The 15033-nt window shown below is 45.8% G+C and carries 13 protein-coding genes; 1 reads left to right on the top strand and 12 read right to left on the bottom strand.

Going from position 1 to position 15033, the window contains the following annotated elements; all coding sequences use genetic code 11:
• Window positions 1–4: 4 nt before the first annotated feature.
• The 8 genes from ybaK to CCC17_RS12870 all read right to left on the bottom strand — a co-directional run bounded on the left by ybaK (window position 5) and on the right by CCC17_RS12870 (window position 9358).
• Window positions 5–484: a Cys-tRNA(Pro) deacylase gene (gene ybaK, locus CCC17_RS12905; RefSeq protein ID WP_278654539.1), complete on the bottom strand. Its 480-nt coding sequence runs from the start codon at window positions 482–484 to the stop codon at window positions 5–7.
• Between the two features lie 23 nt (window positions 485–507).
• The gene (locus CCC17_RS12900; protein ID WP_059085598.1) at window positions 508–1767 is read right to left on the bottom strand and encodes a DUF4203 domain-containing protein; all 1260 of its coding nucleotides are present in this window, start codon (window positions 1765–1767) and stop codon (window positions 508–510) included.
• 49 nt (window positions 1768–1816) lie between these two features.
• Window positions 1817–3025 carry a transglutaminase domain-containing protein gene (locus CCC17_RS12895; protein ID WP_278654540.1) on the bottom strand — a complete coding sequence of 403 codons (1209 nt, stop codon included), beginning with the start codon at window positions 3023–3025 and terminating at the stop codon, window positions 1817–1819.
• 85 nt (window positions 3026–3110) lie between these two features.
• Window positions 3111–5123, bottom strand: coding sequence for a C40 family peptidase (locus CCC17_RS12890; protein ID WP_278654541.1), 2013 nt, complete (start codon window positions 5121–5123; stop codon window positions 3111–3113).
• A 263-nt stretch (window positions 5124–5386) separates the two neighbouring features.
• A complete protein-coding gene (locus tag CCC17_RS12885; protein ID WP_022426477.1) occupies window positions 5387–5983 on the bottom strand; it encodes a zinc dependent phospholipase C family protein in 597 nt (198 codons plus the stop codon).
• Between the two features lie 392 nt (window positions 5984–6375).
• Entirely contained in the window at window positions 6376–6798 is a 423-nt protein-coding gene (locus CCC17_RS12880; protein ID WP_287083224.1) for a hypothetical protein, read from the bottom strand.
• Window positions 6799–6889: 91 nt separating this feature from the next.
• Window positions 6890–7903 carry a uroporphyrinogen decarboxylase family protein gene (locus tag CCC17_RS12875; RefSeq protein WP_092068993.1) on the bottom strand — a complete coding sequence of 338 codons (1014 nt, stop codon included), beginning with the start codon at window positions 7901–7903 and terminating at the stop codon, window positions 6890–6892.
• A gap of 54 nt (window positions 7904–7957) precedes the next feature.
• On the bottom strand, window positions 7958–9358 hold the full coding sequence (locus tag CCC17_RS12870) for an MFS transporter (protein WP_110102181.1): 1401 nt from the start codon (window positions 9356–9358) through the stop codon (window positions 7958–7960).
• 261 nt (window positions 9359–9619) lie between these two features.
• Between CCC17_RS12870 and CCC17_RS12865 the strand changes: the two genes are divergently transcribed.
• Window positions 9620–11200, top strand: coding sequence for a PucR family transcriptional regulator (locus CCC17_RS12865; RefSeq protein WP_287083223.1), 1581 nt, complete (start codon window positions 9620–9622; stop codon window positions 11198–11200).
• Window positions 11201–11221: 21 nt separating this feature from the next.
• On the opposite strand, the gene CCC17_RS12860 is transcribed toward CCC17_RS12865, so the two are convergent.
• The 4 genes from CCC17_RS12860 to CCC17_RS12845 all read right to left on the bottom strand — a co-directional run bounded on the left by CCC17_RS12860 (window position 11222) and on the right by CCC17_RS12845 (window position 15000).
• On the bottom strand, window positions 11222–12004 hold the full coding sequence (locus CCC17_RS12860; protein ID WP_287083222.1) for an arylamine N-acetyltransferase family protein: 783 nt from the start codon (window positions 12002–12004) through the stop codon (window positions 11222–11224).
• Between the two features lie 15 nt (window positions 12005–12019).
• A complete protein-coding gene (locus tag CCC17_RS12855) occupies window positions 12020–12559 on the bottom strand; it encodes a DUF2284 domain-containing protein (RefSeq protein WP_161208484.1) in 540 nt (179 codons plus the stop codon).
• A 16-nt stretch (window positions 12560–12575) separates the two neighbouring features.
• On the bottom strand, window positions 12576–14276 hold the full coding sequence (locus tag CCC17_RS12850; RefSeq protein WP_287083221.1) for an ASKHA domain-containing protein: 1701 nt from the start codon (window positions 14274–14276) through the stop codon (window positions 12576–12578).
• A gap of 91 nt (window positions 14277–14367) precedes the next feature.
• Window positions 14368–15000, bottom strand: a complete 633-nt coding sequence (locus CCC17_RS12845; protein ID WP_015524728.1) for a corrinoid protein — start codon at window positions 14998–15000, stop codon at window positions 14368–14370.
• Window positions 15001–15033: the final 33 nt, after the last annotated feature.

The following is a 15033-nucleotide window of genomic DNA, read 5'->3' as shown; positions in this document are numbered from 1 at the left end:
GCGCTTACTCCATGGTGATCGGAGCAAGCTTGCCCTGTGTTACATCCAGAAGATCTTTAAGCGGTACCTTCAGGGTAAGGCCTACTCTTCCACCACTTACATAGATCTCATCAAATTTTTCGGCAGACTGGTCAAACACCACCGGATAATTTTTTTTCATTCCAAGAGGGCTGCAGCCTCCGCGGATATAGCCCGTGATCTTTGTAAGATCCTTTACATGGATCATATCTACTGTTTTTTCGCCTACAGACTTTGCAGCAGCCTTACGGTCCACTTCTTTCTCGATCGGAACTACAAACACATAGTAGCCGCCGCTTTTCCCTTCCATGACCAGGGTCTTAAAGGACTGATCATGAGGGGCTCCTGTGATGTCTGCACAGTGGATCCCATCTATGAACTCTCCACAGTCATATGCGATTGCTTCATATTTTACTTTTTTTCGATCCAGCATTCTCATCGCGTTTGTTTTGGCTTCTTTTCCCATTTCTGTCACTCCTCGGATTTTTCTCAGTTGTCTTTCCACTCATCAAGCTCATCCAGATCCTCATCATTCATCAGATCCGGGTCATTCCTGTAATTTCCATATTCTTCCTGCTCATCAAAATCCGCCATATTTTCAATATCCATCCGGCGTCTTTTCTGCTGCAGTTTTTCAAAATCTTCATAGCTGTCCCTGTTTTCCGACTCATCAAAACGATCATAGTCTTCATGATCCTCCGGATCTGCATAGCGGGATCTGCTTCCCGTTCCTGCATTCCTTCGTTCCCTGGTGCTGCTGCTCTGGCTGTATCTGCGGCCTCTTCTGTCATCCGAAGCATAATTTCTGTCGGAGGTTCTGTTTCTGCCGGAGGTTCCGGAAGTGCTTCTTCTTTCAGTGGAACTGCCTTTGCTGTTTCTTTCGCTTCCGGATCTTTTTCGGCTGTCTGCATAATTTCTTTCTCGTCTGTCAGAGTTGCGTCCTTCTCTGTCAGATGGTCTGCGGGAACGTCTTTCACCCCGGCTTTCCCGGTCATCGTTTGCCCGGTTTTCGTATGTATATCTGTGATCGTCCCTGTTACGGTCAGAGGTGTATTCACGACTGTTTCCTCTACGGTCCCTTCCTGCCGGCTTCCTGGTCTCCTCCGGCAGAGTTCCATCGTCGTCATCCTCTTCTTCGTCATCTTCCTCATCGTATCGGTCTTTGTTGATGGCGAACTGGATCAGCATACCAAGAATCGCAATTCCCGCTGCCATACCGACACCATATGGAAACTGCGCCAGCCCTGCGATCTTTGCAATGGATAATCCTGCCAGAACACCACCCAGTATACTGGTTCCGACAATGATCACTCCTTTCGCATAACGCATAGCAAGTACTCCCAGTCCCACGCCGATAAGGATGCACAGGAAAAAAGAAAAAGAACTGGTCGGATGGACCAGATAGATACTCAATGTTATTCCGATACCAAATCCCAGTACAAAGATTCCTGCCCTGTAGATCAGAAACGAAACAACAGCCAGTACGATCCCCAGTCCCGCCATGGCACCTGCGATCACCATTTTATCCTGAACACCGGACATATAGGTTACACCAAAGCCGGCGCCTGCTCCGATGATAAATCCAAAGATCATCATCCAGAACCGGAGGATACGATATCCCAGGATACAGTTCAAAAGCCCGAAAACGCAGAGCACTCCATATACGATCACCATCAGCTGGCTGATCTGTTCCATACCTCCTGCTCTCTGCAGTATGTCAAATCCTCTTGACAACATATCCATATTCATAACTTACTCCTCTCTTTCCAAAACCTCCGGAAATCTTCCCGAAGATGTTTCAGAAAATAAAATATATGGTATAAAAATTATCCATCACTCCATAATGATACTCCACCTGACCAAGTCCGTGAAGTTTCATATAATACTGTGCCACATTCTGTACCACACCATCATCCAGCAGTTCCTGACAGGCTTCGGAAAAAGCCTCCTGACTGCCAAACTTGAAACGCACTACAGCCGCACCATTATCCAGTCTCATCTTACAATAATCATATATGTCCTGCCAGCTGTAATCTTCAAAGTACCCCTGGTTCAGCACATAAAAATCCAGATCCTTCGCAGTACATGCCGGAACTGTCAGTTCTTCCGATGGTGTATAGGTTTTTTCATATTCTTCCGGGAAAGGGCAGAGATAATCGTAAATGATCGTCTTATGTTCTTCCAGCTGTGCGGCATCTCCATTTAAAAAATCCGGCTGATCCCCATTGGTAGCATCTACATAATAATACTCCTGGCCTATTTTTACAATATCCCATGCATGACCCTCTGTACTTCCTTTTGTGCTTCCGTCCACATAAATACAGGGAATATCCAGCCTTTCCAGAAGATACTGGACAGCTCCTGCATATCCGGCACAGACTGCGGATTTTTTCCAGAAAACACCTGCTATGCTCTGATCATCCTCCCCGGTCTGATACTGGGTATGGTCAATAACATACGTATAAACAATGCGTACCTTCTCGTAGTCACTGGCATCCTCCGGGATCAGGGCTCTGACCTCCTGAAAGCTCTGCTCCATCGCCGTCTGTATCTCATCGATCTCGCCGTCTGTATAAGTATAGCCCGGAGTAAAAACGCAGTAATCACTGTCTGAATACGTAGTTTTGTAGATTTTTTCACGATTGTGGACCCAGAATATCTCCGGGTGGTCTTTCAATACTGCATGATAGCTTCTGTCAATACTGTCATCATCGGAGATCGTCAGATAAAACTCCTTTTCCCGGACACGGATTCCTTTCAGCAGCTCCCGATATACTCTCTGCTCTTCTTCCGTAAGCTGTTTGAAATAATATTCCTGATGCCCTTCTTCGCTCTGGGCAACCTCCATCTGACGCAGTTCCTCTACTTCCTTTGGTTCGCCTGAAATAATGCTCTTTGCTATGGAGCGGATCTGACCCAGTGCCCCTGCCGAAGTGCTAAAGGGCTGAAGGATCACTGCAGCTGTAAGCACTGCGGCTGCCATGGGGCAGAAATTTCTTTTTTTCATAATATCATGTCCTATGTCTGAAGCAGCGATTGTAAGAAAGGGCAGCCTCCCGTGGGAGACTGCCCTTATCTTCAATCGCTGTCCCTTAGTTTTCCATTTCCAGTGTTTCTACATCATCATCAAATGTATCCACTGCATCGTCCATGGTCTCCTGATCCAGAGTCAGCGTCTCAACTTCATCTTCTTCCTCATCCTCCTGCAAAGCCTTATTCTTAAAATCTGCAAGAAGGTCACTGGAAACAGTATCACCGGATGCCAGTGCATCCTTCAGTGCATCAGATCTAACCACATCCGTGAGGAGCTTTTCTGCACTCTCCTCTGTCAGAACATCATTCTCTGTAGCTGTGGTCTTATTTTCCTCCGCTGTTGTATCCTGATAGAAGGATGGCTTTCTGATATAACGGAAGCTTGCACTGTATGCCTCACCAACCGTTACACCATTCTTGCTTGAGGAACAATGTACTGCAATCCAGTCGCCGGAATCCGTCTTTCCGCACAGGATACCAACGTGGTTGTTGCTTCCTGCTTCCGGTCCTCTCTGGAATACCAGATCTCCTGGCTGTGCATCTGCTTCGCTGACAACACCGGCCTTCTCCCATTGGTCAGAGGTTCCATCTCCAACTGCTGCCTGCATTCCCTGATCCTTATATCCATTGATCACTGCCCAGGTAACAAAGCCGCTGCAGTCCAGACCATATGCACGGAGCGTACCGGAGCTTCTGCTGCCGTCTGCTGATACCTTCTCAACGGAGCCCCAACTTGGATCTTCTCCGATCACCGTAGATTTGCCGCCCCAGAAATATCCGACCTTACCAACCAGTGAATACGCTGCGGTGATAACATCTACACGATCCTCAGAAACATTGTCTCCCACGCTTTCACGGACAAAGCCTTTGGATGCGGTAACTACCGCACAGAGAAGCTTACAGTCTGTTTCCACATATTTCTTAAGGACGCTTCTGTCTTCCTTTGCAATATTGTTCTTCTTGATGTAGTAGTTGATCTTACGATTTCCGTAGGATATCTTGGTAATATCCTGCTTGTCCCTGACGATGGGGTTCATCTCCGCAAAGATCCTTGCCAGATCATCCTTGCAGGATGCATCCAATGTAAATGACGTTGCTCCTGCTTTGCTCTTTTCGTAAATATAAACAGCAAGGATATCCTGCCAGTTTCTTACCAGAAGTGTATTCTCCGTATCGGTAAGCTTGTTCTTCTCTTTATATTCTCTTTCGATCTCTTCCATTACAGAAGCAAAATCATCAGAGAAGGACAGATGATAATTGCTCTTAAGACTATCCAGATAAAAATCCTTGCCCGCATGGAGATTGGATACCATATTTGTCACATAAACAGGATCTCCGATCTGTGTTGCTGTGGCGTTATTTCCATCTGTGATCTCTGTATTCTTGTTATCTTCCGTGCTGCTATCATCTTTTTTGTTGCCTTTTTTGTTATCACTGTCGTTCTTGTCGACAGCTGCAAGCTTGGCTTCTGCCTCAGTCAGGATCTTATAATTCGTAACCTTGGCCTTTTCTGTATTAGACAGTGCCTCATAAGCTGCACGTACGCTATCTATCTCCGCTTTATCTGCTGCTGTGATCGTTCTGCCTGCCAGTGCTTTGATCTTCCGGATCACCGCTTGTACCTTTGCAGAGTCATCCCTGGCCGGTGTTGCCGTCGGTGCAGGTGTTGCGGTTGGCTCCGGCGTTGCCGTTGGTGCAGGTGTCGCTGTCGGTTCCGGTGTTGCCGTTGGTGCAGGTGTCGCTGTCGGCTCCGGTGTTCCCGTCGGCGCAGGTGTTGCAGTTGGCTCCGGTGTTTCCGTCGGCGCAGGTGTCGGTGTATCTGTTGGCTCCGGCGCTGTAGTTGGTTCCGGGTCAGGTGCAGCAGTTATTTCCGGTTCCGGTGCAGCTGTCGGCACCGGTTCTGCCGGAACTTCTGGTTCCGGTTCACTTACCTCGCTCCCGTTTCCTGAAACACCTTCCTCAGCAACAACATTATCTGCTTCCTCGGCGGCTTTTACTCCGGTTGGAATTGCCAGTACCATAGCTGATAACATCGTGATGCAAAAAAACTTATTCAGGTACTTGTTCTTCATATTTATTAAGATGCTCCCTTCTTTCCTTGAACATCCCTTTACTTCCCCTATAATAAAGGTCTGCCTTAAACCGTTTGATAACTTAAAGTTTAATTCAATTTATTTTAGCATACGAAAATCGTGAAATCAACTGTTCTGGTAGGATATCTCCTTCAATTCATCTATTTTTCACTTTTTATTCACATTTTTGTAAGATTTTTTAGAGTTTACCATAACGTGAAAAAGCCACAGTGCTCTCACACACTGCGGCTTTTTATATACTGTCAGACAGTCACTGCCGGCTGTCCACCCATATGAAACTGTTTTCTGACACAGAGCTGAAAAATCCCCTGTACAACCTGATAGCACACCCGAAGGATAAAACGGATGTCATCGGCAATGCACCGCGGGCTTTCCAGATAATATGCATGACGCTCACGGATATATTCCACAAGTTCCTCAAAGCTTTCAAACTGCTTCGCTTCTTCCAGCTGGCTGTCTGCTGCGCCGCTGAGGATACATTCTCTCAGGCGGTTCTTCAGCTCAGCTTCATAAGAATTATGTGCTGCAAGATTTCCTTTGTATGTTTTGTTATGAGGAAAAGTAAAATAATCAGCCATATAATGCATGACCTCACCGAATCTTCTCCAGTATACTCTGGCATTCTCTTCCTCCGGGTTCTTCTCGACAAGCGCCCTCATCTTATTCTGGAGGTGATCGAATGTTCCGAAAAACTCATGTCTGGTGGTGAGAAACGATGGTTTCAGATCAGGCATGATATTGCCCAGGCAAAACGCTTTTCTGTGCTGCTGGAGACTGTACACCTCAGACATCTGGTCAGCCAGGTATCTGCCTAACAGTATATGTGATTTTTTACGCAATTTTTTCCCTCTTCCTTCTTTCCTGATCCAGATCCTGACCGGTCAACAGTAATTTGGTTCCGCCCGGTCCTCTTCTGGGATCCATAAATCATCCGTTTACCGGAACCAACTTTACTATAGCACTGTTTTTTCAAATAATCAAATAAAGATTATGTAAATTTTAATCCAGATCAAAAAGCTGCCGCTGCTTCAGGTCAATAGATGCCCAGACGGTACTTGTCTTCGGTTCTCCGTAAAGATAAACCGTGCTGGAAACCAAGCAGCATATATAATTCACTTTTTGTTCCAATCCCTCCATCAAGTCCAACACTGTTGTGCGCAGCTTCAACCAGGGTCTTTGCCCTATCTTCAGTAACTCCTCTGCCACGCATCTTTTTATCATGCCAGATCTTTCAGATCCCATTTACTCCAAGCGCAATCACATCTTTTGGCAATGGTGCTTTTTCAAGCACTGCCAGGCCGCTTATTGCATCAAATCGTGTATATAATCCCAGATATTCCGGGAAATGTATTGCAAGCCATCTCTGGATCCTGTTTGCAGATATGTTGTGCTGCTTCATGATCCCGTCACGGCTGTATACCAGGTCTCTTATCAGAACTGCAGTCTTTTTATTCTCAGTCTTAAGTGTCTCTGCCCAAAGGTTGAAAGAATTGAACCCTTCCAGATCGTTATGAAAAGAAAAAATACGTTTTGTAAGTTCGCGTCCTCTGTTATCAAAAGCTCTTGCATAATGTATCTGGCTTCCGATATCAACTCCGACAACCATTGTTGAATCTGTTACTTGCTCAATCTTTTCATTCTGTGTATAATTCATTTGGAACCTCCAGTGCTTGATTGTTTTGTTTACATCCGCCAAGATGCAACTCAATCATACCTTGAGGTTCTTTTTTATTCAATTGGCGCTTTTAATGAATTCCATATACCTCTTTATTATATTTTTCAATCTCGTCATCAATAATTGAATCTACATGAGGGAACAGACAACCGGGACCTCCATAGGTAATACATGGAATGAAATGTCCGTGTGGTGCATACTCCTCACATGCTCTTCTGACCTCCTTGCGAATCTCTTCTTCTGTGGAATCCACACGGTCTACAATCGAAGCATCGATTCCGCCCATAAGTGTCATTCTTCCGTTCAGCTGTTTCTGGAGCTTCGGAATATCATTCTGCGGAAGTGTTCCCTGCCAGATGTCAATCCCAAGATCAACCATATCCTCTATGATTGGTTCCATGAAGGAATCTGCGTGATGCATGATGATCACTCCATGGTCTTTCATATATTTATAGGATCTTTCATACTGTGGTTTGATAAATTCTCTCCATGTGTCCGGACTGATGAACAGGGACTGCTTGGAACCCCAGTCATCGTGGGAAAGGATGATATCCGGGTGGAGATTATCAACGATCAGCTTTGTAAGCTGGAAACGGTACTCCCCAATGGCATTGCAGAGATCCATCATATCCTCCGGCTCAAGAAGGAAGTTCACCAGCATATCCTCAAATCCCATCAGGAAGTGAAGCCTCTCAAAAACACCTGTAGGCATAAATGCCATGAAAAGGCTTCCTGAATCCTTTATCTCCTGTGCCTTCTGTTTAAATGGTTCCCATAAAGCCGGATCCGAGCACTGACCGACAATATCCGGGATCACCAGCTGCTCTTTCCATTCTGTGATATCATCAATGACCTTGTTGTCCTCTGTTACATGTGGCATTGCAGCCAGCTGTTCCTGAGGCCAGAGGATCTCAGTTCCGAAAAGATCCTTCATAGGTTCCATACCACGGTGACGGTTTCCACGCACATAATTATTTGCCGGGTTCGGCGGGTAAAAGGTCGCACCCTCATACTGTCTCAGAAGTCGTTCTGGCCTGCCGTCCTTTTTTATCGTTTCAAGTAAAATCTCCGATGCTTTCAACATAATGCTTCCTCCTTTATTATCCTGTGATCTTTCAAAATACCCGATCACTTATCTTTATGATCTTGCGTCAATCTCAGCCTGATACTGAAGAACCTTTTCCTTTGTGATCTTAAATCCAAACACCAGAAGCAGAAGACCTGCCAGACAGAAAATAGCAGGAACAAGTGCAAAGGAAATCGTCATTCCCTGACGGGCCGTTCCCTCAAGAACAACTCCGGATTTCCAGCCTACCGCCACAAGACAGGCGCTGAGGATCGTTCCTCTTAAGAATACGGCAATCTTCAGCGGAAGATTCTGTAATCCCATGATCCATCCGGATGCATCTTTTCCACTCTTCCATGTTGCATACACTACAGTGTCCGCATAAAGTGCAGGTGAAGCTGCAAAAGCCATACCATAGAAGAACTGGGCAAGTGTCATAAGGGCGATCACTGTCATTGCATTTCCATAGAAAATATATACAAGGAACAGTGATACTGCCATTCCTGCATAAGCAATGATCATAGTTGTACGGGACGATATTGCTTTTGCAATGTATCTCATGGAAAAAGCTCCGATGATGGCACCGATGGCAACACAGAGAAGATAAGTGGTCATCAGTCCCGGATTTCCCATTGCATCCCTGAAATAGTAAATAGCCGATGCTGCTGTTACAAATTTCACACACCATTTTGCAAGATCTGCCAGCATCAGGACCATAAGAGGCGGATTCTGAAACAGGGAAGCAAACATCTCTCTGATCGTGATCTTTGTTTTGTCATTTTTCTTTCCTGCTGTTTCCGTTTCAATCTCTTCATAGCCTTCCGTCATCTTGAAATGGGCAAAATAGGTTACGACCATCAGAATACCCAGGCAGAAAGCTGCTGCTGCAAATTTATTTTTCTCACCGACATATCCGGCAAGAAGTGTTGCAAATGGAAGACCCATATAGGAAAACAACAGACCGCCTATGTTATTCCAGGTTGCCCTGGAGGATGCAAGCGTTGCTTTGTCTTCCGGTGTTTTACCAACAACACTGATCAGGGTTGCGTTGGCAACATAGCTGAAATTCCATGCCACATGAGATGCGATGGATGCGGCAATGATCACCACTGCCGAAAGCCATTCATTATCACTGACACGTATGAACATGAATGCGTACAGAAACGGCACCATCCACGGAACCATGATCAGCCAGGAACGATAACGCCCCCATTTCTTTGCTTTTGTGCCATTGATGATTCCTCCGTAAAGCCAGGACAGACATGCATCAACAATGGTAAATACGGAATTGATCACACCAGCTACACCAGCTGCAAAACCAGCCAGATCCGTCAGAAATGTCATAAAGTAAAATGTCTCAATATTACTCATAAGAACAAATCCGGCATCACCAACACCAAAGAAATATTTCAGGGCATTTGTAAGACCCTTTTTCTGTTTCGGATCTTGTTTCGGTATTTCATTTTTACTCATTTTCTTTCCCCCTTCGCTGTTTTTTGTGGGGCCGGCCATTTCCACAACTGCACGTTACCTTTGATGGTTATAGTATAGTTGTTTTTTTCCTGTTCGTAAATCCGCACACTTCTTCATTCTTTCTCCAATGCTTCATACTTTTTGTACAGTTATTATTGTAAATATGCACAAATAATTTCCTCTCCGTTTTCTTTTTATTTTCCGTCTAATATGTTATAATTTCCTATAAATACAAGGTTTTTATGAATTGGAGGAAATATTTTGAACAAAACAGATCATTTCGTGAATAGCCCGCATACCGGCTTCCATCTTAATCTCCAGATCATTGCTGACGATTTTGCGGAGAAAAAAGAGGATGTTTCCATCCTCTGCCGTGAAGACCCCCTGACGCTGGATGGTCTTCGCATATATCAGGCAGGAGCTCTGCTGAAGCCATGCTACCTTTATCTTGTCTTCGGCAATTCTCTTTCCGAAAGCTTCCTGCGATACCAGAACATCGCATTTGTAGTGGTGGGCTCCGGTGATCTTTCCTGCTTTTCCGAAAGCTGCAGGATCCTTCACATTAAGGGAACCCTTTCTTTTTCTGAGGTCTTCAACCAAATACAGCAGACCTTTGACAGGTATTCTGACTGGGACAGTAAACTCCAGCTTGCACTTGGAAGTATCGATCCGCTGAATGAGATGCTGGAAGCCAGTCTGGATATATTTCATAATCCGGTTTTTGCCCACGACACCAACTTCTATATCCTTTCTTCTCCCCGGCACGTAACCGGTATGTCTGAATGGGTCCATGACCAGCGTACAGGAAGACTCATCGCACCTTTAAGCCTGATTCAGGATTTCAAGCTTGACGCCGAATACCAGCGCACACTTATCACCCACGGCGCCAATATTTATTCCGAAGAGCTCCGTGGTTACCGTATCCTCTACATGAATCTCTGGGTCAGCGGCAATTATCAGGGCCGGCTTTGTGTGGATGAGCTCCAGACGGAGATACAGCCCGGACATTTTTCTGCTCTTGAGTATCTTGGCTCCTTTATCGAGCTGTGCATCCGTCGGCACAATCTGTTCCAAATTTCAATGGGAAATGACTCCCGGCAGTTTTTCACGGAGTATCTTTCCGGAAAGCTCACAGAACTACAGGCAGTTACCGATCAGATCCAGTATCTGAACTGGAATCGCCATGACCGGTATCTTGTACTTCGTCTGGAAACCCAGCAGCAGGATGACCGTATGCACTCCTCCATCGCCACACTGGGACACATTGAAGCCCAGATCCCGGAAGGTCTGGCCTTTACCTATCAGCAGGGAATCGTTGTGATCGTTAATCTGTCCTTTAAGCACTCTGTATCTTCCGATGTTATCAGTTCACTTGCGATCATCCTGCGCGAAGGGCTTTTTAAAATGGGGGTAAGCTCTGAATTTCGTGATTTTCTCCTGATCCCTCAGGGCTATATTCAGGCTGTTTCCGCCTTGCGCCTGGGCAAAAAAAGCCAGAGCATGGCCTGGTGCTATCATTTTGATGCTTATCTTCTGGAATATATGCTTTCCCAGATCAGCCATCAGATCAGCCCCGAGCTTCTGGTCTCTTCACGGCTGGATGCACTGCAGAATTATGACCGAAAAAACAATACTGAGCTGTATCACACACTCAAGGTCTATCTGGAGCATGAACGCAATTCTCTTCAGACAGCCCGTGAACTTTTTATACACAGAAGTTCCCTGACCTACCGTCTGGAGCGCATCCAGAAGCTCACAAAGGTTGATCTGGATAATCCGAAAGACCGGCTTCTTCTGCAGCTCTGCTTTCTTCTGCAGGAAAAGGACCAGACTGTCACCTGACAACCTGGTCCTTTTTTCTGTTTATATCTGTAAAAACTCCAATCCGAAATAATGTTCCATCCATAGCCTGATGGTTTCTTCTGAATCACTTATTTTCGTTTCAATGGATCCATCTTCCTTCTGGACCGTAAGAACATCCCCGGTCAGCGCAACACTTCCTTCCGGTCTGCAGATGCTTACCACTCTTTTTCTGGTAAATAATACATCCGGAGATTTTGCACAATAGAAATTCAGCAGTTCAAAATCTGCTTCTACTGTAGGAGTCTGTGAAAATCTGAGTATTGGCAGATATTTTTCTTCTTTCCTTCGTTCAACAAGTATCTCTCCGTTTGTATTTCCCGGCTTCATGTTAACACGGTACCATCCGTTTTTTTCTCTGTGGATACCATCCTTCATAAGAACCGGCTTCTTGGGACCGGGACCTCCGTATCCTACATCACAGTAATAGCTTCCTTCCTCAAAAATAACAAGGGTTGCCCGGTGCAGGACCGGCGGAAGCTCTTCCCGGTTCCACAATATCCTTACCGCCACAGGGATCACACGGAAATCCAAAGCTTTCAGAAGCTCATAAAACAATTTATTCAGCTCAAAGCAATATCCGCCTCGTTTTCTGACAATGATCTTCTCATAAATATCTTCCGACCTCAGAGAAGGAATCCTTCCCTCGTCAAAAACTTCCAGATTTTCAAAGGGAATACTGCAAAGATGAAGGTCCATTATCTTTTCCAGACATTTTTTATCTGTTCTTAATTCACCCTCATATCCGATCCTGTTCAGATATGCCTCCCGTTCTCTGTCATTCATTTTTTCACTCCTGTTCTATTCAAGAAGATAACAGCTGGTATAGGCGATCGTACAGGGACCATAATAGTATTCCAGACCATTTGCCTGGCATACCTGTGTTACCAGCATTCCATAGGCTTCCATCGAAGAAAATGCCTGTTCGGGGAAACGGCATGGAGCATCCGGATATGTACACGTTTTACATTTTGTACAGCACCCGGCCCCTATGGGGAGCATACCCGGCCATCTTTCTCTGAGCACTTTTTCAAATTCATAAAAATTCTGTTTATGAACCGCTTCGGTCTCCATCATCGTCTCTCCGTCCAGCGGATCCTCCAGTTTCCCCACTGTCTGAACAATAATGCCTTCCCTGTACTTTTCTATCTTTTTTCTGCATACTTCAAGATCTCCGCATCCGGGAGGACAGCTCCAGCGTTTTGCATACATATGGCAGGTATTATTTTTGCACATTTCCCTTACCTCCGGCATAAGCTGGATCGAATCGCTCTTCAGAAGTGCTACATAAGAAAATCCTGCCTTTTTTCCCATTTCTTCCAGTTCTTTTATATTAAGCATATCCATTCTCCTCGCATTACGGAAAGCATAAGCCATCCACAAAACAGTCCTGGAACTCCGGCGAAGCTGCCAGCTCCACAAAATCCATATTTTTGACAGTCCGATCCATTTCTTTTCTTTCCTCTTCATTCAGAAGCGCGATCCTGGCACCTTCTCCGGCTGCATTTCCCACCGGCTGTATCCTGGGCAGCAGCTCAGCCGGGAACATCCCGATCGCTGCCGCACTTTCCGGATTCATATAATTGCCGAATGCACCGGCAAGATAGACCTGTTTAATATCCTTTTCCGTGATCTCCAGTCTTTTCATAAGAAGAAAAATTCCCGCTGCGATAGCCGCTTTTGCCAGTTGCACCTCTCCGATATCCTTCTGTGTCAGATAAACGCCCCTGTCATTTCCCGCCTTTTCCGGAGGTACCAGCACAAACACTCCCGCCTTTTTCTGGCCGCTTTCCAGATGACCACTTTCATCAATAAAACCAGCCAGATACAGCTGCGCCACAAGATCGATCAGACCTGAACCGCATAAGCCTGCCGGAGCCTTATTTCCTATAGTCGTGTATTCCCATTTTCCATCTTTGTATACTACATGATCTACTGCTCCTGCTCCTCCGCGCATCCCGCACTCGATCTTTGCACCTTCAAATGCCGGACCGGCAGCTGTTGAACAACAGGCTAATCTCGTTTTATTTCCGAGGACCATCTCCCCGTTCGTTCCAATATCGATCATAAGGCTGATCTCGTTCTGCTGATCCTGTCTGAGCGTCAAAATGCAGCCACAGGTATCTGCCCCTACATACCCGGCTATATCAGGCAGCATAAGCAGCTGCCCCTTTCTGTGGATATGGAGCCCATATTGCTCTGCATTCAGTGTAAGCCCCTGACTGATCGCCGGATTATACGGTGCATGGACCAGCGATGCCGGAGAAATCCCAAGAAAAAGATGATGCATGCAGGTATTTCCTACCACAGATACCTGACAGATATCTAATGTGCTTCTTCCTGCTTCCTCTGCCAGTTCCTGGAGCATTTCATCAACCGCATTCCGTATGCAGCCGGTCAGCTGCTCTACGCCATGCTCCAGAGCATGATCCGCCCGCATGATCACATCTGCGCCATACTGAGTCTGTGGGTTCATTCTGCTCTTGAGAGCCAGCTGCTTCCCGGTCAATGCATCCATAAGATAGCCGACCACCGTCGTTGTACCTATATCAAAAGCCGCAAAACAGATTTTTTTCTCTTCTCTGCTGATATCCAGGATCTCATTTCCTGCACAGATCACATACCATTCTTCTGCTTCTTTTCTGCAGCCGTAAAGCTTCGATGCAATTTCAGTATCAGGCAGAACAGGTTTTTCCACATCCAGCTGTTCTGTCAGCCGCTCCCATTCAGAGCGGTTGTCTCCTGTCTCCGGTTTCTTAAGAATCACTTTTTTCTGTTTCAGATCAGGCCTGAACGCAACCGGTCTCTGCATTCCTTCTGTAAGGATCTCCTCTTCCTGGCATCCGGACAATGTATCTACTTCAAGGTCACTGTGGATTTCCGTCTGACATGCAAGCACCATGTGATCTTCTATTTTAACACGACATTTCCCGCACTTTCCCCGGCCTCCGCAAGGTGCATCAGGAGCCAGCTTTGCTTTTCTTTCCGCCTCAAGGATCCTGGTACCCGGTTCCACCAGAATCTCCTTTTCCTCCCTGATAAATTTTATTCGGTACATTTTCATCCCTCCGATGGTCACTGTAAAGCAAAAGCCGCTCTGCCGTCTATGCCATGCACAGACAATACAGAGCGGCCTATTTTATTTTTCCTTATGCTGCCAAAGCTTTTGCAAGAACTGCTGCGCTTGCTGCATCTTCTGAATATCCATCTGCGCCGATCTCATCTGCAAACTCCTTCGTGATCGGTGCTCCTCCAACCATGATCTTAACATTGCTTCTGAAATCTTCCGCATTAAGTGCTGCAACTGTATCCTTCAGAGCCGGCATTGTAGTTGTGAGCAGCGCTGAAAGTGCAATTACCTTAACATCCGGATTTTCTTTGTAACATTCAATAACCTTCGATGCAGGTACATCAACACCGAGATCAATAACTTCAAAGCCGGCACTTTCGATCATCATTGCAACAAGATTCTTTCCGATATCATGAAGATCTCCTGCTACAGTAGCGATGATAAGTTTTCCCATACTTCCTGTAGCGCCGGATGCAAGATGCGGTTTCAGAACCTCAACACCCTTTTTCATTGCACGGGCTGCTACCAGCATTTCCGGAACAAAGATTTCTCCGTTCTTAAATCTTTCACCTACAACAGCCATTGCATCGATCATGCTGTTAAGAATCTCTGTTGCCTCACAGCCTTCATCAAGAGCTGACTGTACAGCTGCACCTACAAGTTTTGCTTTTCCTTTTTCTACCAATTCTGCTACTTCTGTGATTTTTGACATAATCAAACACCTCCGCTTTTTATTTTTTATCCG

Origin of the sequence: Blautia sp. LMAG:36, from assembly GCF_008680535.1 — a bacterium.
GTDB lineage: Bacteria > Bacillota > Clostridia > Lachnospirales > Lachnospiraceae > Blautia_A > Blautia_A fusiformis.
This window is presented reverse-complemented; position numbering and strand designations above follow the sequence as displayed.